At 71.2% G+C, this 22,364-nt stretch carries 18 protein-coding genes and 2 pseudogenes; 4 read left to right on the top strand and 16 right to left on the bottom strand.

Annotated features, from left to right (window positions below; genetic code table 11):
- From AB0P24_RS36635 to AB0P24_RS36595, 9 genes and pseudogenes are all read right to left on the bottom strand, one after another.
- Positions 1-122: pseudogene (locus AB0P24_RS36635) on the bottom strand (2-oxoacid:ferredoxin oxidoreductase subunit beta); the annotation flags it as partial.
- Positions 112-1,968: a 2-oxoacid:acceptor oxidoreductase subunit alpha gene (locus tag AB0P24_RS36630; RefSeq protein WP_365801724.1), complete on the bottom strand. Its 1,857-nt coding sequence runs from the start codon at positions 1,966-1,968 to the stop codon at positions 112-114. The gene AB0P24_RS36630 and the pseudogene AB0P24_RS36635, both read right to left, overlap by 11 nt.
- Positions 1,965-2,201, bottom strand: coding sequence for a DUF6059 family protein (locus AB0P24_RS36625; protein WP_365801722.1), 237 nt, complete (start codon positions 2,199-2,201; stop codon positions 1,965-1,967). Before AB0P24_RS36625 ends, AB0P24_RS36630 begins: the two co-directional genes overlap by 4 nt.
- On the bottom strand, positions 2,198-3,976 hold the full coding sequence (locus AB0P24_RS36620; RefSeq protein ID WP_365801720.1) for an acyltransferase domain-containing protein: 1,779 nt from the start codon (positions 3,974-3,976) through the stop codon (positions 2,198-2,200). The genes AB0P24_RS36625 and AB0P24_RS36620 overlap by 4 nt, the downstream gene beginning before the upstream one ends.
- Positions 3,977-4,099: 123 nt before the next feature.
- Positions 4,100-4,372 carry an acyl carrier protein gene (locus AB0P24_RS36615; RefSeq protein ID WP_181809550.1) on the bottom strand — a complete coding sequence of 91 codons (273 nt, stop codon included), beginning with the start codon at positions 4,370-4,372 and terminating at the stop codon, positions 4,100-4,102.
- Positions 4,373-4,516: 144 nt separating this feature from the next.
- Positions 4,517-5,731 (bottom strand): ketosynthase chain-length factor, encoded by a 1,215-nt coding sequence (locus AB0P24_RS36610; protein ID WP_365801718.1) that lies wholly within the window; start codon positions 5,729-5,731, stop codon positions 4,517-4,519.
- On the bottom strand, positions 5,728-6,993 hold the full coding sequence (locus AB0P24_RS36605; protein ID WP_365801716.1) for a beta-ketoacyl-[acyl-carrier-protein] synthase family protein: 1,266 nt from the start codon (positions 6,991-6,993) through the stop codon (positions 5,728-5,730). Before AB0P24_RS36605 ends, AB0P24_RS36610 begins: the two co-directional genes overlap by 4 nt.
- A gap of 265 nt (positions 6,994-7,258) precedes the next feature.
- Positions 7,259-8,848, bottom strand: coding sequence for an acyl-CoA carboxylase subunit beta (locus AB0P24_RS36600; protein ID WP_365801714.1), 1,590 nt, complete (start codon positions 8,846-8,848; stop codon positions 7,259-7,261).
- Positions 8,849-8,901: 53 nt separating this feature from the next.
- Positions 8,902-9,693 carry an AfsR/SARP family transcriptional regulator gene (locus AB0P24_RS36595; RefSeq protein ID WP_365801711.1) on the bottom strand — a complete coding sequence of 264 codons (792 nt, stop codon included), beginning with the start codon at positions 9,691-9,693 and terminating at the stop codon, positions 8,902-8,904.
- A 252-nt stretch (positions 9,694-9,945) separates the two neighbouring features.
- Between AB0P24_RS36595 and AB0P24_RS36590 the strand changes: the two genes are divergently transcribed.
- From AB0P24_RS36590 to AB0P24_RS36575, 4 genes are all read left to right on the top strand, one after another.
- A complete protein-coding gene (locus AB0P24_RS36590) occupies positions 9,946-10,281 on the top strand; it encodes a hypothetical protein (protein ID WP_365801709.1) in 336 nt (111 codons plus the stop codon).
- Positions 10,278-12,551 carry a TOMM precursor leader peptide-binding protein gene (locus AB0P24_RS36585; protein WP_365801707.1) on the top strand — a complete coding sequence of 758 codons (2,274 nt, stop codon included), beginning with the start codon at positions 10,278-10,280 and terminating at the stop codon, positions 12,549-12,551. The genes AB0P24_RS36590 and AB0P24_RS36585 overlap by 4 nt, the downstream gene beginning before the upstream one ends.
- Before the next feature lie 290 nt (positions 12,552-12,841).
- Positions 12,842-13,948, top strand: coding sequence for a histidine kinase (locus tag AB0P24_RS36580; protein WP_365801705.1), 1,107 nt, complete (start codon positions 12,842-12,844; stop codon positions 13,946-13,948).
- Positions 13,949-14,009: 61 nt separating this feature from the next.
- Positions 14,010-14,624, top strand: coding sequence for a response regulator transcription factor (locus tag AB0P24_RS36575; protein ID WP_365801703.1), 615 nt, complete (start codon positions 14,010-14,012; stop codon positions 14,622-14,624).
- Between the two features lie 225 nt (positions 14,625-14,849).
- Here the strand turns inward: AB0P24_RS36575 and AB0P24_RS36570 are convergent.
- The 7 genes and pseudogenes from AB0P24_RS36570 to AB0P24_RS36540 all read right to left on the bottom strand — a co-directional run.
- Positions 14,850-15,101 (bottom strand): annotated as a pseudogene (locus AB0P24_RS36570) (4'-phosphopantetheinyl transferase superfamily protein); the annotation flags it as partial.
- Between the two features lie 370 nt (positions 15,102-15,471).
- Positions 15,472-16,722: an acyltransferase domain-containing protein gene (locus tag AB0P24_RS36565; RefSeq protein WP_365801701.1), complete on the bottom strand. Its 1,251-nt coding sequence runs from the start codon at positions 16,720-16,722 to the stop codon at positions 15,472-15,474.
- A gap of 102 nt (positions 16,723-16,824) precedes the next feature.
- Entirely contained in the window at positions 16,825-18,558 is a 1,734-nt protein-coding gene (locus AB0P24_RS36560; protein WP_365801699.1) for an acyl-CoA dehydrogenase, read from the bottom strand.
- Positions 18,555-20,312 (bottom strand): fatty acyl-AMP ligase, encoded by a 1,758-nt coding sequence (locus AB0P24_RS36555; protein ID WP_365801697.1) that lies wholly within the window; start codon positions 20,310-20,312, stop codon positions 18,555-18,557. The genes AB0P24_RS36560 and AB0P24_RS36555 overlap by 4 nt, the downstream gene beginning before the upstream one ends.
- A gap of 127 nt (positions 20,313-20,439) precedes the next feature.
- Positions 20,440-20,640, bottom strand: coding sequence for an acyl-CoA carboxylase subunit epsilon (locus AB0P24_RS36550; protein WP_365801695.1), 201 nt, complete (start codon positions 20,638-20,640; stop codon positions 20,440-20,442).
- Between the two features lie 73 nt (positions 20,641-20,713).
- Positions 20,714-21,316 (bottom strand): hypothetical protein, encoded by a 603-nt coding sequence (locus AB0P24_RS36545; RefSeq protein ID WP_365801693.1) that lies wholly within the window; start codon positions 21,314-21,316, stop codon positions 20,714-20,716.
- Positions 21,317-21,329: 13 nt separating this feature from the next.
- Positions 21,330-22,316 (bottom strand): aromatase/cyclase, encoded by a 987-nt coding sequence (locus AB0P24_RS36540; protein WP_365801691.1) that lies wholly within the window; start codon positions 22,314-22,316, stop codon positions 21,330-21,332.
- Positions 22,317-22,364 lie beyond the last annotated feature (48 nt).

Here is a 22,364-nt window from a genome sequence, read left to right as displayed (position 1 = left end):
CCCAGCTCGGGCATGAATCCCTGCACGGCCGCCAGGATCGCGTAGTCACCGCAGCCCGGGCACCAGCGCACCTCCTGGTCCGACTTGAAGTCCTTGGCCCGCAGTGGGAGTTCAGTGACCATGAAGGGCTTCCTCCAGTACGCCGGCGAGTTGCTCGGCCTTGAACGGCATCCCGTTGACCTGTGTGAACGGCAGCACGTCGACCAGGTGGCGGGCGCGCAGCAGCAAGGACCGCTGGCCGAGGTTCATCTCCGGGACGACCACGCGCCGATAGCGGGCGAGCACGTCTCCGAGGTTCCGCGGGAACGGGTTGAGGTGCCGCAGATGCGCCTGCGCGATCGGCTCGCCGGCCGCGCGCAGCCGCCGTACCGCAGCCGTGATCGGCCCGTACGTCGAACCCCAGCCCAGTACCAGGGTCCTGGCGCCGTCCGGGTCGTCGACCTCGATGTCGGGGACGACGACGCCGTCGATCTTGGCCTGCCGGGTGCGGACCATGAAGTCGTGGTTGGCGGGGTCGTAGGAGATGTTGCCCGAGCCGTCCTGCTTCTCGATGCCGCCGATGCGGTGCTCCAGGCCGGGCGTGCCGGGGATCGCCCACGGCCGCGCGAGGGTCTGCGGGTCGCGTTTGTACGGCCAGAAGACCTCGGTGCCGTCCTCCAGGGTGTGGTTCGGTCCCTGTGCGAACCGGACGGTCAGGTCCGGGAGTTCGTCGAGCTCGGGGATGCGCCAGGGCTCCGAGCCGTTGGCCAGGTAACCGTCGGAGAGCAGCATCACCGGGGTGCGGTACGTCAGCGCGATCCGCGCGGCTTCCACGGCCGCGTCGAAGCAGTCGGCCGGGGTCCGCGGGGCGATCACCGGAACCGGCGCCTCGCCGTTGCGGCCGAACATCGCCTGTAGCAGATCCGCCTGCTCGGTCTTGGTCGGCAGACCGGTGGACGGCCCGCCCCGCTGGATGTCGATCACCAGCAGCGGCAGTTCCAACGACACCGCCAACCCGATGGTCTCGCTCTTGAGCGCCACCCCCGGACCGGACGTCGTCGTCACCCCCAGCGAACCGCCGAAGGCCGCGCCCAGGGCCGCGCCGATGCCGGCGATCTCGTCCTCGGCCTGGAAGGTGCGCACGCCGAAGTTCTTGTGCCTGCTGAGCTCGTGCAGGATGTCGGAGGCCGGGGTGATCGGGTACGAACCCAGGAACAGCGGCAGATCGGCCTGGCGGGAGGCGGCGATCAGACCGTAGGAGAGCGCCAGGTTGCCGGAGATGTTGCGATACGAGCCGGGCGGGAACGCCGTCGTCGCCGGCGCGACCTCGTAGGAGACCGCGAAGTTCTCGGTCGTCTCGCCGAAGTTCCAGCCCGCCCGAAACGCCGCGAGGTTCGCCTCGGCGATCTCGGGCTTCTTCGCGAACTTGGCCCGCAGGAACTTCTCGGTCCCCTCGGTCGGCCGGTGGTACATCCAGCTCAGCAACCCCAGCGCGAACATGTTCTTGCTGCGTTCGGCCTCCTTACGGGACAGATCGAAGTCCTTGAGCGCCTCCACCGTCAGCGTCGTCAACGGCACCGGGTGGAGGCCGTATCCGTCCAGTGAGCCGTCCTCCAACGGCGAGACGGCATACCCCACCTTCTGCATCGCCCGCTTCGTGAACTCGTCCGTGTTCACGATGATCTGCGCGCCTCGCGGCAGATCGGCGATGTTCGCCCTCAACGCCGCCGGGTTCATCGCCACCAGCACGTTCGGCGCATCCCCCGGCGTGAGGATGTCGTGGTCGGCGAAGTGCAGCTGGAACGACGAGACACCCGGCAGCGTTCCGGCAGGGGCCCGGATCTCGGCCGGGAAGTTCGGCAACGTCGACAGATCGTTGCCGAAGGACGCGGTCTCCGAGGTGAACCGGTCCCCGGTCAGCTGCATACCGTCGCCGGAGTCTCCCGCGAACCGGATGACCACCCGGTCCAGGCGGCGTGTCTCCTTCACTCCCGCTCCTCAGTCATTGCCACAAGCTGTTGTTGCAGCGCGAGTTCGGTACTGGTCAGGGGGACGTGCGGGCAGAGCCGCTCCGGATGGCCCTGCGGTGGTTCGTCCAGCCGTCGCGCGAGCACGAGCAGCGGTGGTCCGATCGTGGACATTCCGAGCCAGATCCACCCCGCGGCCATCAGCGAGGAGTAGATCCCGCGCAGTACCTTGTTGACGAAGCCGACGTACCTCATGTCGGCAGGGCCTCTGTGGGGATGCGCGGCGCGATGTTCGCGGCCATGGTCGCAGGCTCCTCGCCACCCCAGGTCCACAGCCGGGCCACCGCCTTCATGTCCAGGTCGTGGCCCTCGGTCCAGACGCGGGCGGCCGCGGTGAGCACCGACTGGCGGTCCGCCTCCAGGGTGCCGCGGCGGACCGGGAGGAGCGGGACGACCGCGCCGGCGCCGAGGCGGACCGAGCGGTGCCGGCGGGCGAACGCGGTGAGGGTCTGGCGGGGGCCCACCTCGATCAGTAGTACGTCGTCGGCCGCGAGAAGCTCGTCCAGGGCGTTGCGGAAGTAGACGGTGTCGGTGATCTGACGGGCCCAGAAGCGAGGGCTCCGGGCTTCCTCGGGGCTCATCAGGGTTCCGGTGTAGCCGGAGTAGAGGGGCAGCTTCGGCTCGCGCAGCGGGATCTCCCGGTAGCCGATCTCGACCGCGTCGGAGGCGGGAGCCATGGCCGGGGAGTGGAACGGGCTGGACGCCGGAACGGGCACGACCGTGAACCGGTCCGCCTTGAGCCGGTCGCGGACGGCGTTCAGCGGGATCTGCGAACCGGCCAGCATCACCTGCTGGTTGGCGTTGACGGCCGCGACGGCGACGTCGCCGGTCAGGTACGGGAGCAGCTGCTCCTCGCTCGCGGCGACCGCGAGCATGCCGCCGGCCGGTATCTTCACCGCCTCGCTGACCCGGGCCTGCACCATGGCGACCGCGTCCCGCAGGGACACGACTCCGGCGAAGGTCGCCGCCACGAGTTCACCGGCGCTGTGCCCGAGGAGTGCGGCCGGGCGCACGCCCCAGCTGAGGACCATGCGGCCGAGCGCGTAGTCGATCGCGAACAGCAGGGGCTGGGCGCGGCGCACGTCGTCGATGTCGATCGCGGCCCGGCGGGGGTCGAGCCAGTCGGCGCGGATGCGGTGGCCCTCCTCACCCATGTGGGAGAGCGCCGCGTCGACGGCGGCGGTGAAGACGGGTTCGCGGCGGTAGAGGCCGACCGCCATGCCGGCGTGCTGGGAGCCCTGGCCCGGGAACATCAGGGCGACGGGGCGCGGCCGCGACGCGTTGACGGCGCGGGCACGGTGGACGGTGCGGGAGGCGAGCGCGGACACGGTGACGGCGGCGCCGCGGACCGGCCCGGGCGCGGTGCCGCAGGGCACGCTCACGGGCAGGGCGGGGAACATCTCCCGGTGCACACCGCTGAGCATCGGCAGGAGTTCGTCGCGTACCCGCACCTCGTCGTCCGGGTTCCGTCCCGACCACAGGATCAGACGGTGGCGGTCGGGGTCGGTGCCGCGCGGGTTCTGCCGCAGGGGGCGCAGCGGCGGGGCCACGTCGCCCGGGGCGGACATGTCCAGGATGCCGAGGACGGAGTCACCGTCCGCGACGGCCTCGGCGGCGCGTTTGACCGCGTACACGGTGATGGTCTGGGGGTCGGGTGCGCCGAACTCCGCGACCAGGGCGAGGTCGGCGGTGCTCTCGTGCAGTTCGTGGTGGGCCCTGCGCAGTACGTGGTCGGGGCCGGCGACGGTGCGGACGACGAAGCCCTCGTGCACGGCCGGGAGGCCGGATTCGACAACCCCGCCGATGAGAACGACGGTACGGGCCGGCAGTGCCTCGGGAGGACGGCCGAAGGCACGCAGGACCGCCGAGACGCCGGCGGCCGATGCCACCACCCGTGCGTGCGGCTGCGGGGCGGCGCCGGGGCTGACGATCAGCCTGCGCACCACCGCGCTGTGGGACGTGAGTGACATGGTTCCCTCCTCATGGGCTGCGGCTTCGGCCGCGCCCGCGCGTGTGGGACGGGAAGTGAGGAAGAGAGGGACGGCCGCCCCGCCCTCGGGGGATGTGGGGCGGGACGGCCGCGCGGGGCCGGCTCAGACGGCGGACGTCCGGCCGGAGTTGATGAGGGCGAGGAGCGCGCCCGGGGTCTCGGCGTCGACCACGGCGTCGTCCGGGATGTCGATGCCGTACTCGCGCTGTATCTCGCCGATGACCTGGAGCAGGGCGAGGGAGTCGTAGCCGAGTTCCATGAACGGCGTGTCGATGACGTCGCCGTCGAGGTCGACGCCTTCCTCCTCACCGGCGCTCTCGCGCAGCATGCGGGTCAGGTCGGCCAGGGTCACTGTGGCGGTCGAAGTGGTCGTCATGGTCGGTGCCGTCCTCTCGGTTGTGCGCTTGACCGGACCGGGTCTGCCGGTCCGTGTGGGGTGGTGGTCCGGGCCGGGGTGCCCGGCGGTCACCGGTCGGGGCGGGCCGCTCCGCGGCGCGCGCGGTCTGCCCGGCCGCCGTGTTCAGGGTGCGCGGCGCACCACGAGTGCCGCGTTGAAGCCGCCGTGCCCGCGGGCCAGTACGAGTGCGGTGCGCAGTTCGGCCTCACGTGCCTCGGTGACCAGGTCGATGGTGTGCTCGGGCGCCGGGGCGGTCACGTGGACGGTGGGCGGGATCACGCCGTCGCGCAGGGCGAGCAGGGCGGTCGCCGCGTCGAGCGCGGCCCCTCCGGCGAGCAGGCGTCCCGTCATCGTCTTGGGTGCGCTGACGGGAACTCCGTGCGCACCGAAGAGATCGGTGAGGGTGGCCGCCTCGGCACGGTCGAGGTCCGGTACGCCGGCGGCGTCCGCGAAGACGACGTCGATGTCCGCGGGGGTGAGCGCGGCGTCCGCGAGTGCGTTCTCGACCGCCCGGCGCAGGCCGGCGGGGCGCCCGGTGCCGGGGGCGGGGTCGAGGGTGGCCGCGTAGCCGGCGATCTCGCCGTAGATGTGCTCGGCGCCCCGCCCGGCGGCGGACTCCGCGTCTTCGAGGAGCAGGATGGCGCCGCCCTCACCGGGCACGTATCCGGAGGCCTCCGCGGCGAACGGGAGGTAGGCCCGGGCCGGGTCGTCGACGGTGCTCATCAGCCCGGAGGCGATCTGCGGTACCCATCCCCAGGGGCAGATGGCGGCGTCGACCCCGCCCGCGATCACGGCGGGGAAGCCCTTGCGGATGTGGCGGCGGGCGTGCCCGATGGCGTCGATGCCGCCGGCCTGTTCGGTGAGCAGCACGCCGCTGGGTCCGCGCAGCTTGTGCCGGATGGAGATCTGCCCGGTGTTGACGGCGTAGAACCAGGCGAAGGACTGGTACGCGCTGACGTACTCCTTGCCCTTGCTCCACAGGTTCTGCAGTTCGCGCTGGCCGAACTCGACGGCGCCGCCGGATGCCGAGGTGACCACGCCGATGCCGTACTCGGGGAGTTCGCCGGTGTCGATCCCCGCGTCGGCGAGTGCCCAGTCCGCGGCGGTCAGCGCGAGACGCGTCATGTGGTCGGTCTGCGGCATCAGCCGGCTGGGGATGTGCTCCTCGGCGGCGTAACCGGTCACCTCGCCGGCGATCCGGGAGGGGTACTGGGCGGCGTCGAAGCGGGTGACCGGTCCGAGACCGGACTCGCCGGCCAGGGTGGCCTTCCAGAACTCCTCGGTTCCCAGGCCGTTGGGGGCGGTGACGCCCAGGCCGGTCACCACTGCGGCGGTCATGCGGCTCCCCTTTCCGGGCGGGCGAGCACCATGGCGCTCTGGAATCCACCGAATCCGCTGCCCACGCTGAGCACGACGTCGGTCTGCTTCTCGCGGGCGGTCAGCGGTATGTAGTCGAGGTCGAGCTCGGGGTCGGGCTCGTGGAGGTTGGCGGTGGGCGGCAGCACCCCGTGCTCCATCGCAAGGGCGCAGGCAGCGATCTCCAAGGAGCCGATGGCGCCGAGGGAGTGGCCGATCATCGATTTGATGGAGCTGATCGGTGTGCGGTAGGCGTGCTCCCCGAGGCTGCGCTTGAAGGCGCCGGTCTCGTGGCGGTCGTTCATCTTGGTGCCGGAGCCGTGGGCGTTGATGTAGTCGACGGCGTCGGGGGCGATGCGGGCCTCGGCCAGGGCGGCGTCGATGGCCTCCGCCATTTCGACGCCCTCCGGCTTGAGGCCGGTCATGTGGTAGGCGTTGCAGCGGGAGGCGAAGCCGGCGATCTCGGCGTAGACATGGGCACCGCGCCGGCGGGCGGACTCGAGTTCCTCCAGCACCAGGACGGCCGCGCCTTCCCCGAGCACGAGGCCGCTGCGGGTGCGGTCGAAGGGCCGGCAGGCGCTTTCCGGAGTGTCGTTGCGGGGTGTGGTGGCGAGGATGGCGTCGAAGCAGGCCGAGGTGATCGGCGAGATGGGTGCCTCGGTCGCACCGGCGACCATGATGTCGGCGCTCCCCTCGCGGATGAGTTCCACGGCGTGGCCGAGCGAGTCGAGACCGGAGGTGCATCCGGTGGAGACGACCGCGGCGGGCCCTTCGGCACCGGCCGCCCTGCCGACCTCGGCGGCGATCGAGCTCGGCACGAAGTGGCGGTACAGCTCGGGTACGGCGTACTCGTGGTCGACGTTCCACTTGCGGCCGCCGTCGCTGACGACCGCGTACTCGCGTTCGAGGCTGGTGGTGCAGCCGACCGCACTGCCCACCGACGTCCCGACGCGGCCGGGGTCGAATGCCGAGAAGTCGAGGCCGCTGTCGGCCACCGCCTCACGGGTGCTGACCACCGCGAACTGGGCGGCCCGGTCGAGCCGGCGGGTCTCCTGCTGGGACAGACTCGCGGCGGCGGGGTCGAAGTCGACCTCGGCGGCAACCTGTGAGCGGAAGGGCGAGGGGTCGTAGAAGGAGATCGTGCGGGTCGCGGTACGGCCCTCGGTGAGGAGGTTCCAGTACGCCTTGACACCGACCCCACCGGGAGCCACGACGCCCAAGCCTGTGATGGCGACTCTGCGCATGGTCTACCTGGCCTTCGACGGGGCCGGGTGCGTCGCCGCACACCTGCCGGTTGACGCTGTGGGGGTCACTGTCGATCCCTTCGTCGGTGTCATCGCTGACCGTGAATCGAATGCGGCGGCCGGGGAAAGTACGGGGTGGGTCCTCCCCGGCCGGCCGGACCGGTCAGCCGTTCGCTCGTGACGCACCGCTGCTTCCGGTGCAGCCATGGAACGTCTGTGCCCTAGACCGGGACTCGTGCGCGCGTGGACCTGCCCGGATCCATGGCTATGTAGGGATATTTCCGTGCTTGCGTGAGGGGATTTCGGCACGTTTTGTACGCAGCATGGCCAGCGAACGGACGAGGACCCGACGTGTGTCCGCAGGGTCGATGACGTCGTCGACAAGGCCTCTTTCGGCCGCGTAGTACGGGTGCATCAGCTCTGTGCGGTACTCGTCGATGAGCCGGGCCCGTGCGGCCTCCGGGTCGTCCGCGGCGGCGATCTCGCGGCGGAAGACGACGCCCGCGGCGCCCTCGGCACCCATCACGGCGATCTCGTTGGTGGGCCAGGCGAAGGCCAGGTCGGCGCCGACGGAGCGGGAGTCCATGACGATGTAGGCGCCGCCGTACGCCTTGCGCAGCACGAGGGAGATCCGGGGCACGGTCGCGTTGCAGTAGGCGTGCAGCAGTTTGGCGCCGTGCCGGATGATGCCGTTGTGCTCCTGGTCGATGCCGGGCAGGAAGCCGGGCACGTCGACGAGGGTGACGAGCGGCACGTTGAAGGAGTCGCAGGTGGAGACGAAGCGGGCGGCCTTCTCGCTGGCGTGGATGTCGAGGACGCCGGCGAGGGAGGCGGGCTGGTTGGCGACGATGCCCACGGGGTGGCCGTCCAGACGGGCCAGCGCACACACGATGTTGGGCGCCCACGACTCGTGGACCTCGAAGGTCTCGCCGTCGTCGACGATCTCCTCGATCACCGCCCGGATGTCGTAGCTGCGGCCCGGGTCGGCCGGCACGAGTTCGGTGAGCCTGCCCGTGCACCGGTCCGCGGGGTCGTCGCCGCGCGCCACGGGCGGCAGTTCGCGGTTGTTGGAGGGCAGCAGCGCGAGGAGGAACCGTACGTCCTCGAGGCAGTCGGCCTCGTCGTCGTAGGCGAAATGGCAGACGCCCGAAGTGGTGGCGTGGACGTCGGCGCCGCCCAGGCCGTTGTGGGTGATCTTCTCGCCGGTCACCGCCTGGACCACGTCGGGTCCCGTGATGAACATCTGCGCCGTTTCGCGGACCATGAAGACGAAGTCGGTGAGGGCCGGGGAGTAGGCCGCGCCGCCTGCGCACGGTCCGAGCATCACGCTGATCTGCGGGATGACCCCGGAGGAGGCGACATTGCGGCGGAAGATCCCGCCGTACCCCGCGAGGGCGGTGACACCCTCCTGGATACGCGCTCCCGCCCCGTCGTTGAGGCCGACCAGCGGGGCGCCGGTGTCCGCCGCGAGGTCCATCACCTTGTGCACCTTCTCGGCGTGCGCCTCGCCGAGCGCTCCGGCGAAGACCCGGAAGTCGTGTGCGTAGGCGAAGACGGTCCGGCCGTGGACGAGGCCCCAGCCGATCACGACACCGTCCCCGTGCGGTTTGCGCTCCGCCAGTCCGAAGGCGGATGCCCGGTGCCTGCGCAGCGGCTCGATCTCGGTGAACGTCCCCTCGTCGAAGAGGAGTGCCAGGCGCTCGTGTGCGGTGAGCTTGTTCTTCTCGTGCTGCCGCCGGGTGGCCGCCGGGTCGGGTCCCCGGCTCACCTCCTCCTTGAGCCGCCGGAGTTCGGCGGTGGCGCGTCGGAGGTCGGGGGCGGTCTGAGTGACCGTGAGGTCATCGAGGATCGTCATCGGCCGAACGTAGGAACGCCGGCTAGAGACGGGCTGGAGGAGTACGGAAAGGGTCAGCCGGTGGTCACCGGAAGGTCGAGTGCCGGGTCTGCGGAGAGCACCGCCTGGTGGAGGCGCTGCAGCCGGGCGGAGGGCTCCAGGCCCAGCTCGCCGACGAGTGTCTCGCGCAGCCGCTGGTACGCCTCGAGTGCCCGCCAGGCGCAGCTGGAGCGGTGCAGAGCGGTCATCAGCTGGGCGCAGAAGTTCTCGTGCATGGGGTGCCTGGCGACCAGGACCCGCAGTTCGGGCACGAGCTCCATGTGCCGGCCGAGCCTCAGATCGGCGTCCACGCGGAGTTCCAGGGCCGCGGTCCGGTCCTCCTCCATGCGGAGCACGTCGAGTTCGAGGATGGTGCCGATCCGTACGTCGACGAGGGCACTGCCCGTCCACATGTCCAGGGCACGGCCCAGCAGTTCTGACGCGGCGAGGTAGTCGCCGGCTTCGTGCGCGGCCCGCCCCGAGGCGGTGAGCTGGGCGAACTCATGGGCGTCGACCTGGCCCGGCTGTACCTGGAGCAGGTAGCCGCCGTGCCGGGTGATCAGGACGTCCTTGGCCTGACGGGTCGGGTCGCCGTCGAGGGCCGCCGCGATCTTGCGTCGCAGTTGCAGGATGTACGTCTGCAGTGTGGTGGCCGCGCTGCGCGGTATGTCCTCACCCCAGATCTCCTCCATCAGGGTCGCCACCGTCACGACCCGGTCCGCCTGCAGGGCGAGCAGGGACAGGATCTGGCGCGGCTTGGCGGCGGTGGGGACGACGGACACCCCGTTCACTCGGGCCGCCAGGGGTCCCAGGACCTTGATTTCCATGATCGCGCCCTCCACTTCATGAGCTGTGAGGCCGGTCCGGCACCGGGTTTCGGCACGGATTCCGGAGTATTGGTCGAACCTCGCACCGATGGCGTTCGAGTCCCAGTGAGGCGGTCACGAAGGTGGACGTGAAAATGTCATGCCCCAGTGATGAGCCCCGCACTGTGCCGTCCGCCGCGGGGCGACGCAGAATCCTGCCACTCGGCAACGCATTCGACTCGAATCTGCCGGCCATCCAGGAGGGGATCTCTCATGAACGTCACCATGCGCACCACGCAGATCACCCATGCGCGCCCCGACTCCCCGGACCTGCGCACCGCACGTCCGCTGTCCTCCGACCACCGCTTCGCGCTGCTGACGGCCCGGGCCGGGCTGGAGCCGGAACTGGCGAAGCGCTACACGAGCGACCCGGTCTCCGTACTCGCCGAGTTCGGCCTGGCCTCGAGCGAGCCGGTGTACGGCGACGCGGACAGGTGCCTGGTGATCGAGCAGCTGGACGGACCGGGTGTCGCCTTCGACGGCTGCTACGGCTGCGCCACCGGCATGGCTCCGGAGGCCGGGATAGATGCCCAGGTGGCGTTTGCATGAGCAGATCCGGGGGGACGGCCGGCGAACTGCCGGTGGGATTCAAGAGGCATCTGCGGGTGGAGGCGATCGCGGGAGACGCCGTCTACCTGTTGTCGGAGCGGGGCACGACAGCCCTTCAGGGCCGTGAGGTTCAGGAACTCGCGGCCCTGCTGGACGGGACCCGCACGCTGACCGGCGTACTCGAGGAGGCGGCGCGGTCCCTGTCGTCGGCCACCGTGGCCGGCATGATCGCGGAACTGGCCCGGGCCGATCTGATCGGCTACCACGATCCGACCGTGGACGCCTCGACGGAGGCGTACTGGGAGTTCGCCGGTTTGCAGGGGGGCAGCGCCACCGCGTCGCTGGAGACGACGCCGGTGGAGGTGGTCGCGCTGGGCCGGGTGGACGCCCAGGCGGCCCGGGCGGAGTGCGCGGCCGCGGGGCTGCGGCTGGCCGAGCCGGGTGCCGGCGACGCGGCGGCGTTCTCGCTCGTCCTGTGCGACGACTATCTCGATCCGCGTCTGGCGGAGATCGACGCCCGCCACCGGGCGTCGGGCCGGGCCTGGCTGCTGGCCAAGCCGTGCGGTGCGGAAACCTGGGTGGGGCCGGTGTTCGAGGGCGCGGAAGGCGCCTGCTGGATGTGCCTGGCCCACCGGCTGCGCGGGCACCGGGCCTCGAGGGCGCCCGTCCTGCACGCTCTCGGCCTGTCGGGAACGGTGCCGGTCCCCGAGGTCTCGCTCGCGACCGTACGGGCCATGGGACTGCACACCGCGGTGCTGGAGACCGCGAAGTGGGTGGCCGGCCTGCGCTACGAGGGACAGCGCGCCGTCTGCACGCTGGACACCCGTGCCCTGCGGACCCGGCAGCATCCGGTTGTCCGGCGCCCGCAGTGCGGGAGCTGCGGGAACCCCGGGCTCGTCGCGGAACAGGTGTGGCGCCCCTTCGTCGCCCGGTCCAGTCCCAAGACGCACGTCGTGGGCGGCAACCACCGGGCGTGCAGCGCCGAGTCGGTACTGGAACGCTACCGGCACCTGACCGATCCGGTGACCGGGATCGTTTCGGAACTGCGCCCCGCTTCCGGTTGTCCCAAGGGACTGAACCGGTACGTCGCCGGGCGCAACCTGGCCTTCGGTGACAGCCGTTCGCTGGCCGGGCTGCGCGGAGGACTGCGCAGCCAGAGCGGGGGGAAGGGGACCACACCGCAGGAGGCCGAGGTGGGCGCCCTCTGCGAGGCACTGGAACGCTATTGCGGAACCCGGCAGGGAGACGAGCCGGTCATTCGCGACACTCTCACCGGTCTCGGCCCGTCCGCGCTGCACCCCAATCTCTGTCAGCTGTTCGCCGACCGGCAGTTCCGGGAGCGGGACGCCTGGAACCCCAGACACTCGCACTTCCAGCAGGTACCGCCGCCGTTCGACCCGGGGGCGCCCACCGACTGGACTCCGGTGTGGTCCCTCACTCAGGGCACCCACCGCCTCCTGCCCTCCTCCATGCTGTACTTCGGCGCGGGTCCGGGGGGTGTTCCCGCCGCGCCCTGGGCGGACTCCAACGGAAACGCGGCGGGCAGCAGTCCGGAGGACGCCGTCCTGCAGGGCTTCCTGGAACTGGTGGAACGGGACGCGGTGGCCCTGTGGTGGTACAACCGCACCCGTCAACCCGCCGTGGACCTCGACGCGTTCGACGAGCCGTGGCTCGCGCGGGCCCGGCAGGCGTACGCGGAGCTGGACCGTGAACTGTGGGTGCTCGACCTGACCGCGGACTTCGGCATCCCTGTCATGGCCGCGCTCTCCCGCCGTACCGACGGGGAGGCCCAGGCCGTCTCGTTCGGCTTCGGCGCGCACTTCGATCCGTGGCTGGCCCTGCGCAGGGCGGTGACGGAGTTGGCGCAATTGCTACCCCCGGAGAACGAGTCGTCCGCATTGCGCTCGACGGACCGCGATCTCGTCGACTGGTGGCTGAAAGGAACGGTGGAAAACCAGCCATACCTGTGTCCGGATCCAGCGGAAACACCGCGCACTCCGGGGTGCTATTCGTATGCACCCCGAGATGATCTGCGGGACGACATCGAAGCGGCGCACGCGCTGGTGCGCGCGCACGGGATGGAGTTGCTGGTTCTTGACCAGACCCGCCCCGACGTGGGACTTCCCGTGGTGAAAGTGATCGTTCCAGGTATGCGGCACTTCTGGGCCCGATTCGCGCCGGGTCGGCTTTTCGACATACCGGTGCAGCTCGGACGGCGCACGAACCCTGTGCGCTTCGAGAAAATCAACCCGATACCGCTCTTCGTCTGAGATCCGGCCGACAAGGACAATCAGTGGCTGAGACATGCCGAACGGCCTAGAATGCGCTCCGCCACTACTGTCCCTGCCAAGGAGAGGCGATGCCGACGAGGCGTGATGGCACGAAAGAGCCGGTGGGTGAGGGCTCTGTGACACCGGGGGGCGTCTCGGACAAGTCCGCAGAAGACAGCGGGTCGGCGGGGACCGGTTCGTCCGGCGGTGCGCGGTCACCGCGTTCCCAGCCGCCGGCCCCGTTACTCGCCCGGGCGGTCATACTCGTCGCACTGCTCTGCTACGGCACCATGACCGTCCTGAACGTGGTCAGGACCGAACCCGACACCAAGCAGCTCACCATCTGCGTCATCCTCGTCGTCGCGGTGTTCGGCGTGCAGGTGGCCATATCCTCGGGCGGGGCCCGCCGCTGGTCGGCCCGGAGAAAGGCGACCGCACTCCTCCTTCAGGCGGTGCTCACCTTCGCGCCGATCGTATGGTTCGGCACCAACTGGGGCAGCATGGAGGGTCCGCTGGCCGCCTCGCTGCTGCTGACGCTGCCCGCGCGGTACGCCTGGCCGAGCTACGGGCTGCTGATCGCCTTCATCCCGGTGTACAACGTGCTCGCCGGCGCGTCGATCGACCTGGTCCTCTACTTCACCATCGCGGGCACCCTGACCGGCCTGGTCATCTACGGCCTCACCCGCCTCACCGACCTGGTGCACGAGGTGCACGCGACCCGTGAGGAACTGGCGAGAATGGCCGTGACGCAGGAGCGGCTGCGCTTCGCCCGCGATCTGCACGACCTGCTCGGCTACAGCCTCTCCGCGGTCACCCTCAAGGGCGAACTGGTCCAGCGGCTGATCGGCACCCGGCCGGACAAGGCCTGCGAAGAGACGGCCTCACTGCTCCAGGTGGCACGGCAGGCGCTGGCCGACGTACGGCTGGTGTCCAGCGGGTACCGTGACATGTCGCTCTCCGCGGAGGCGGAATCGGCGGAGTCGGTCCTGACCGCCGCCGATGTCCGCGCCGAGGTGAACGTGATGTGCGGCCGTCTGCACCCGGTCGTCGACACCGTTCTCGCCACCGCGCTGCGGGAAGGAGTCACCAACATCCTCCGGCACAGCGGTGTGCGAGTCTGCTCCATCAAGGCGGAGACCGACGGAGAAACGGTCCGTCTCTGTCTGACCAACGATCAGCCGCACGAAAAGAGGGATGTCCTCTCGGCTCGGACCGGTGGAAGCGGCCTGGAGAACCTGCGGAGCCGCTTCACCTCGATAGGAGGGGGGGTCAGTGCGGGGCTTCAGGTGGACGGCCAGTTCCACCTGGAGGTCTGGGCGCCGGTCAGGCCGCCGAGCGACGACGGGGAGTCACTGGGGTTCGAGCCCTCGGGCTCGGAGAGAACCGCCGTGGCCTAGGGCCTGTTGCGAAAGTGCCGTTCGCAACTGGCCTGGCTGAACACCGAATCGGGGGGTAAAGATGCTGTCCGTGAGGATTCTCCTCGCCGAGGACGTCCATATGATCCGTGGCGCGCTGGTGGCACTGCTCCAACTCGAGCCCGATCTGCACGTGGTGACCACGGTGGACCGCGGGGACGCGATCGTGACGGCCGCCCTGACCACCAAGCCGGACGTGGCGATCATCGACATCGATCTGCCGGGCATCGACGGTCTCACCGCGGCTGCCGAGCTCCACAGGCAACTGCCCAGTTGCCGCACGCTCATCCTCACGAGTCTCGGGCGACCCGGCACCCTGCGGCGCGCCCTGTCCGCGCAGGTGTCGGGCTTCCTGCTCAAGGACTCACCGCCGGACCAGCTCGCCCTCGCCGTCCGGGCGGTGGCCGGCGGGCGCCGAGTCGTCGACCCCCAACTCGCCCTGACCGCCTGGGACTCACCGGACAACCCGCTGTCCCCCCGCGAACTCGAGGTACTACGGCTCGCCGCCCGCGGCGCCGACGCGGCCGAGATCGCCGGATGCCTCTATCTCTCCAAGGGCACGGTCCGCAACTACCTGACCGCCATCGTCGGCAAGCTCGGCGCACGCAACCGGATCGACGCGATCCGGATCGCCGAGGAAGCCGGCTGGCTCCCCTGACCCGCGCATGCCCGGCTCCGGCGCGCCGGAGGTGCCGGGCGCGCCCAGCAAGGTGTCGAGCAGACCGTCGTCCAGGGTGGTGCCGACGGACAGATCGGTGAGCTCCCCGAAACCGGTGTCGCAGATCGCGGCGCTGACGACGTACCGCTCGCCGACCGGGAAGGTGCCGAACTCCCACTCGCCACCGGGCACCGGCGAGCCGTCCGGCCTGACCAGCCGGATGTCCCCGCCGTCCATCGAGAAGCCGAACCCGGTGAACCGGAATCTCAGCCCCTGCCCGAGTGCCTTGCTGTACGCCTCCTTGAGGGTCCACAGCCGCACCATGAGATCGTTGCGCCTCTCCTCGCCCCCCGCGTCCAGCACCGCCCGCTCGTACGGCGTGCAGGCCTGGGCCTCGGAACCGGTGCGTGCCAGCTGCCGGTCGGCCCGCTCCACGTCGACCCCGATCCGCCCCTGCCGGGTGATCCCGACGACCATCATCTCCTCGGTGTGACTGAGGCTGATGTCGATCTGGTCGCAGCCGCGCACATAGGGCCGTCCACCCGGCTGGTAGGCGAGATCCACCAGGTCCGGCGCCGTGCGCAGCACCGCGGCGGCCGCGTGCCGCAGCAGCAGCCGGGAGGCGACGAAGCGCTGCCGCATCCGGGCCTGCGGCAGCTTCTCGTAACGCCGCCAGTCCCGACCGAGCTGACGGCGCAGCTCCGTGTCGGTGTCGCCGCGGGGCAGCCAGGCGGGCATCGCCGCGTACATCAGGGTGCTGCCGGAGCGCAGCAGTTGTGCGCGGATCTGGTCCCAGGGGCCATCGGGGCCGTCGACGTGCAACGGCCGCCCGATCCGTTCCCTCACCTCAGGCTCCGGAGAGGGCGGCCGTCAGCGGGCCGGCGTCCAGTGCCGATATCACCCCTGCCAGGTCCACCGCGTCACTGGCCGGCCCCCGGCAGACCGGCAGGCACACCGGGCCGCGCGGGCCGCCGCCCATCCGCCACAGATAGGGGGTGAGCACGGCCCTCGGCCCGATCTCCACCACGTGTGTGGGGGCCTGCTGGGTGAGCAGGCTGCGGGCGGCGTCGGCGAACCGGACCGGCGCGGTGATCTGCTCGGTCCAGTACGGGGCGTAGAGCGGCTCGGTGGCGAGCCTGCCGTACACGGTCGAGTAGAACGGCAGCCGCGCGGCCGCGCCGGGCAGCCGGCGCAGCACCACGTCGAACTTGGACACCACGGGCTGCATCAGCGGGGAGTGGAAGGCGTGCGACACCGCCAGATACCGGCAGCGCACGCCGCGTGCGGCGAGCCGGGCCTCGACGCGCTCCAGTGCGGCGCGGTCGCCGGAGAGCACGATCGACCGGGCGGCGTTGATGGCGCTGATGCCCACGGCCGGTTCGGCGGAGATCAGTTCGGCGGCCTCGTAGGAGGTGATGCAGACGGCCATCATGGCGCCGCCCGGCGGCAGGCGCTGCATGAAGGCGCCGCGCATCGACACCAGCCTGGCGGCGTCGGTGAGGGTGAGCGCGCCCGCGACGGTGGCCGCCGCGAACTCCCCGATGCCGTGGCCCAGTACGGCCACCGGGTGCACACCCGCCTCCTCCATGGTCCGCGCCAGGGCGTACCCGACGGCGAACAGCGCCGGCTGCGTGAGCGCCGTACGGTGGACGCGCGCGTCGTTGGAGACGATCAGCTCCACCATGGACTGCCTGGTGTACGGCAGCAGTGCCGCGTCGGCCTCCTCCAGGAAGGTCCGGTAGCTGATGGAGTGCAGGTAGAGGCCCGACGTCATGCCGGGGTGCTGGGACCCCTGGCCGGTGAAGACGAAAGCGGCCCGGACCTGGCCGCTGCCCCGGCGGGCGTCACGCATCGCCAGGAAGTCGGCGAGCTCACGGACCGTGGGGTACGCCCAGATGTCGCCGGGCTCCACCAGGGCGCCGAACTCCTCCTCGATGTCGCCGTAGAGGCTGAGGGCGGCCACCGAGTCGAACCCCTCCCTGTCCAGCGGCACGTCGTCCCCCACCGGGCGTCCGATGTAGTGGGCGATCCGTTCGCGCAGCCATTCCCGGTGGGCGACGGCGAAGTCGTCCTCGGCACGGGGGTGTCGTTCCTGCATGGTGTGCTTCCTCTCGGGCTCTGGGGGCAGTCCGGGGGCGGCTGCCCGGCGACGGGGTGGTGGGGCACCCCCGGGGCGGTCGATACGGTTTCGCAACAGGCCCTAGGGCAGTGGGGAGCCGTAGAGGTCGTAGCTGCGGCGGTTGTGCAGGCGGGCGACGATCTCGTCCAGGACGCGCCGTTCGCAGGCGCCGGGGCGGTCCGGCAGGGGCAGGCCGAGCCGTCTCACCAGCCGGTAGAGAACCGCCGTGGTCCAGGCCGAGTCGGCCAGGAACGAGTCGACCCGGTCCGCGGGGGCCGACTGCTGCTCGCGCCACACCCCGAGACAGGCGGCCGCGGCGAGCACCAGGGTGTAGCGGTCGGCGAGGCCGAAGCTGTGCGGGCTTGCCAGAGCCTCCCGATCGCCCAGCGGCAGCACCTCGAACGCCTTTTTCAGGTCGGCGAGTTCACCGGTGAGGGAGCGGGCCAGGAAGCGCAGCGCATGGCCGGCCGATCCGTCCGGGCCCGGCGGTCCGGCCGACTCCAGCTGATCGCTGGCGGCCACCAGGGTCGCGGCCAGGGGATCGCCGTCGCCCAGCAGAACGGGCTGGGACAGGTCCAGCGCGGGCAGGGCCTCGTGCGGCCGGAACAGCCCGGCCGGTGGCTGCGGGTCCGCGAACCACGCGTGCCGGGCGAAGTAGGGAAGCTGCGGCAGGATGCTGACCTGACGGCCCGCACTGCCCGCGTGTCCCAGCGAGGTGACCGGCAGGTCCCGCCGCTGCTTCTGGAACATTCCGTACGCCCCGTCCTCGGTGAAGCTCTTCTCGCCGAGGACCGCCGCCATCTCGTCCATGCTCTCCGCCACGAGCTTGGGCGCCAGATACGCGGCGGCCGCCGCGTAGGCGCTCATCTGCCGTGGCAGCAGATGCAGCGCACGGGTGGCGACCAGGGCCAGGCAGTCGATGAGCAGGAGGTCGAGGAAGCCGCCGGTCAGCACGTCCCGTACATGCTGGACATCCAGCGAGGAACGGCCGTCGGACCGGGTGCGGACCGCGAACCGGGCCACGGTGCGCAGCGCGGTGTCGGCACCGGCCAGCACGATCGACGGGATGAGCCCGCGGATGAGCAGCGAGGAGCGCAGCGACAGTTCGTAGCCGTCGCCCTGCTCGCCGAGCACCGCGCTTCGGGGCACGAGGCATTCGTTGATCCGCAGTCCGCCGAACTCGGCACTGCGCATCCCGGTCGTGGTGCGGCGGGCCAGGTCCTCGACGCGGTCGGCGGGCAGTTCGTCGCGGTCGAGCAACAGCACCGAGTGGCTGCGTCCTCGTGCCGCCCCCGGGGTGCGGGCGAAGACGACCAGGCCGGTGGCGCGGGAGGCGTTGGCGATGGCGGACTTGCTGCCGTCGAGGCGCAGGCCGCCGGGGACGGTGGTCAGGGTGAACTCGTCACGGACGAAGTCGTTTCCGTGCGCGACCTCGTGCCGGGCGACGGCGATCCGGCGTCCGCCGAGCAGCAGTCGGGCGGCGTGACTGCGCTGGTCGCTGTTGCCGGCCGTCCACACGGGGGTGGCGGCGAAGAAGCAGTTGAGCCCGTAGCCGAAGCCGAGGGAGGCGTCACGGCGGAAGACCGGGCGCAGGATCCGCCCGAGCATGTCCATCCGTTCCAGCCTTCCGCCGAGGTCGGCGGGCACGAACTCCGCGTTGAACGCGTGCTCGTCGAGCAGTTTCTCGGCCTCGGGCAGCACCTCGCCGGCCGCGTCGGCGGCGAGCAGGGCGTCGGCGCCGAGCGGGTTGGCGGGGTCGTCGAGGGCGCCGAACGCCTGCTCCAGGGCGTTGATGCGCTCCTCGGCCGGGGTCATCGCCGGCTCCCGGCCGTGAGCAGCCGCTCGACGTCGGCGTGCAGCCGCTGGTGCAGAGGGGTGAGTTCGCCACGCAGGAAGAGCCTGCGCATGGCCGCTCGCTCCACCTTGCCGCTGGTCGTCCGGCGCACCGTCCCGGCCCGTACGAACACCACGCCTCCGGCCTCCACCTGGTACTCCTCGTTGAGCCGCTGCTGGACGGCGGCGGCGAGCCCGGCGAGGTCGACGTCGTAGCGGCTGCGGGCGCGCAACTCCTGGACGATGACGAAGCGTTCGCGGGAGTCGGGCACCAGGAAGGCGCTGGCGGCCCCGAACAGGCTGCTGACCTGCTGGGCAGTGCGCTCCAGGTCCTGCGGGTAGAGGTTGCGCCCGGCGAAGACGATCATGTCCTTCAGCCGGCCGGTCACATACAGCAGGCCGTCCTCCAGTGCTCCGAGATCCCCGGTCCGCAGATAGCCGCGGCCACCGCCTTCGATACGGCAGTCGAAGACCGCCGCCGTCTCGGCCGGGCGGCCCCAGTACCCGGGGCCGACGCTGTCGCCGCGCACCCATATCTCGCCGACCCTGCCGTCCGGGAGCTCCCGGCAGGTCTCGGCGTCCACGATGCGGAGGTCGACCGAGGCGGCCGGACCGCAGTGGGTGATGACCCGGCCGGGGCCGGTGGGGGCGGCCAGCCTGCCCGACTCCAGGGCGGCGGCATCGACGGTGCGCCAGGCGGCGGCCGGGGCGGTGCGGGTCCCGGAGACCAGGAGGGTCGCCTCGGCCAGGCCGTAGCAGGGGGCCAGCGCGCCAGGACGCAGCCCGGCGGGGGCGAACCGCTCGGCGAAGGCCTCCAGGGTGGCGGCGTGGACGGGTTCGCCGCCGCTGACGGCCACTTCCCAGCCGGACAGGTCCAGGCCCGCGAGCTGCGCGTCGTTGATGCGGCGCACGCACAGCTCGTAGGCGAAGTCCGGTGCGCCGCTGACGGTCAGTCCGTAGCGCGAGATGGTCTCCAGCCAGTGGGCCGGCCGCTTGACGAACGCGGCCGGGGAGAGCAGCACGGCGGTGCCGCCCAGCCACAGGGCGTGCAGCACTTGGCCGACCAGGCCCATGTCGTGGTGGAGCGGCAGCCAGCCGCCCAGACGGGTCCCGGGGCGGGTGCCGAGCGCCTCGCTGATGGCCCGCTGGTTGGCGAGCAGACTGCGGTGGGTGACCACCACACCACGCGGGTCGCGGGTGGAGCCCGAGGTGTACTGGAGGTAGACGGGCATGTCCGGGTCGGGCACGAAGGGCCGCAGGGGCTCCTGTGTCGCGGCGTCCGCGCCGGTCACGGCCGAGCCGTCGGCAAGCAGGCAGAGGACGTCGCCGTGGCCGGTGCGGGCGAGCAGCTGGGAGACCTCGGCCGCCTCGGAGACGGAGGTGAGGACGCAGGCCGCGGCGGCCTCCCCGACGATTCCGGCGATGCGTTCGTCGTGGTGGCCGCGGCCGGAGGGCGGGGCCACCGGCACCGCGACGGCGCCCGCGTACAAGCAGGCGAGGAGGCCGGTGACGAAGAGGTCCCGTGCGCTTGGCGCGATCAGTACCCGGTCCCCCGGCTGCACGTGTCGCCGCAGGTGTCCGGCAAGGTCGCGCACCGCCCGGTCGAGCCGCGCGTAGGAGATCGTCTCGGGCGTCAGGCCGCCGTCCCGCTCGGTGAGGAGGATCAGCGCCTCTCGGTCCGGCGTCGCGGCGACCTGCGCCTGAAAGTGTTCGGTAAAGGTCTGATGTCCCCTCATGCCTCCCCCTCGCGTGTCGTGCGGCCGCTCGCGCGTGACCGGCCACGGCGGTGTGTGCTGTCGGGAAGGCGGGAGCGCGCCGTCGAGGGAGCCTCGGCCTCGCCCGAACACGTGCGGCGAGGCCGGTTCATCGACCCGGCCAGGCCGCCGCGGTCCGGTGGCCGTCGTTCTTGATGGTCCAGCCGGCGTAGGCCGTCGCGGTCGCTGCGCCGGCCGCGTACGGGTGACCGGCACGCCCGGCCAGGGCCAGCAGCACGGCGGTCACAGCCGCCAGTTCGGTCTCGTCGGGCCGTCCACGGACCACGGTGATACTCATCGGATTCGCCATGGGACCAGCGTGCGCCGCAGTGCTCGAAGCGGGCTCATGCGCGGGTGGAGGCCCGCGCGCCCCCGGGTGCGGGTCAGCTGAGGACGCGTTCGTACGCCAGGTGCCGGCCGCGTTCCACGAAGACGTCCGCGTTCCGCGCCATCAGGTCGGCCAGGGCGCGGCGAGGGCCGTTGTCCAACGCCCGGTCGCACACCTCGGTGTCGTGCCACCACTGGATCCCGATGTAGGTGTCGGGGTGGAGCGTGGAGCGCAGCAGATCGCTTCCGCCGAAGCCGCCCAGTCGCGCGAAGTGTTCGTTCAGCTCGGCGAACCGCCTCTCGAACCCATGCGGGTCGCGGTGCGGCCTGGCGCGGGTCAGGACAACGTTCTCCGCCCCGACGATCGCGTTCTCCTTGAGCACCCGCGCCACGCTCAGCGCCTGGTCGGCCTCGGTGTCGATCATCGGGCCGAGCTGTCTGACGTGGGCCTGGAAGGTGTCGTCGTGGACGGTCCGGAGGAAACCCCGGACGGTGCGCCAGTGCCCGAGGTTCACGAACACCTGCGGCGATTCGACGAGTTGTACCGTCACCAGGAAGTCGAAGTCCGGTCGTGTACGCAGGTACTGCGAATGCGCCCGGAACTTCCGCACGAACCGCTCGCTGTCCCCCTTGACCTGAAAACGGTTGATCACCGTCATGGGTGTGTCCTGACTACGATTCGGCACGCGCTTCCTCCGCGAACTGCTTGGCATGACGCAGGGTGGTGGAACTGTTGGCACCGAGGGCCTCACGGACCAGAGTACGGGCCTCGGAAAGGGTCGCCTCGGGGCCCAGCGCGGTCCGCACCCCGTCCGGGTCCAGGGTCACGGTGTGCCACGAGGTGGCCCTGGTGGTGCCGTCCTCGAGCGGCTCGATCACCCAGCGCCCGGTGTGGCCGCTCATGGCCACCGGAACCCGCAGCTGCTTGTAGACGATGACGTTCCGGTCCTCGAAGCAGACCCGGACCGAGGTGGTGTTGTGGGTGGAGCCGTCCGGGCTGCGGGTGTCCATGTCCATGCGCTGGATGCCGGGTTCGTCCTCGTTGAGCTCGAGACGGGCCACGTGCGGCAGCCGCTGCGGCCACAGGTCGGCGCGGTCCAGGAAGGCGAAGACGTCGCCTGCGGCGCCGAAGACGATCTCGGAGTCGCTGAAGGTGAAGTGGAGTTCCTCGCGGATGTCACCCTGCTCCGCGGTGTTCTTCAGGGCCAGCAGCTCGGCGCGGCTGTTGCGGTCGACGGCCTGCGCGATCAGCTCCTCGGCGGCCGGATCGCCGTTCACGGCAAGGTAGTCGTGCAGCAGCGTGACCCGGGTGCCGCCGTTCTCCAGCTCCTGGACGCGCCACTCGCCGCCCATCGAGGCGACGGGAGCGGCCGTGACGACCTGGCGGAAGGTGATCGTACGGGCGACCGGGTCCAGGGTGCGGCGCGAGGTCCAGGTGCGGACGCGTTCGCCGGCGACGGCCCAGATGCGCAGGAGCTGCTCGCCCCCGCCCGGCGCGGCCTCTTCCAGCACTTCCACGTGCACGGTGGGACCGAACACCTGGGGCCACGTGGTGACGTCGGCCACCAGCGCGTAGACGGTGGCGGGCGGCGCCGACACCGTGATGGAGTGCTCCGTGACATGGGGTGCTTCGGTCTCGGACGTAGCGGTCGGCGCCACGGCAAACCTTCCCTTCGGGCTGTCCGCAACGGGGCGGATCTCAAGGCT

The sequence above is a fragment of the Streptomyces sp. NPDC086519 genome (assembly GCF_040686075.1).
Lineage (GTDB): Bacteria > Actinomycetota > Actinomycetes > Streptomycetales > Streptomycetaceae > Streptomyces > Streptomyces shenzhenensis.
The sequence above is the reverse complement of the archived record's forward strand: the minus strand, read 5'-3'. Positions and strand labels throughout refer to the sequence as shown.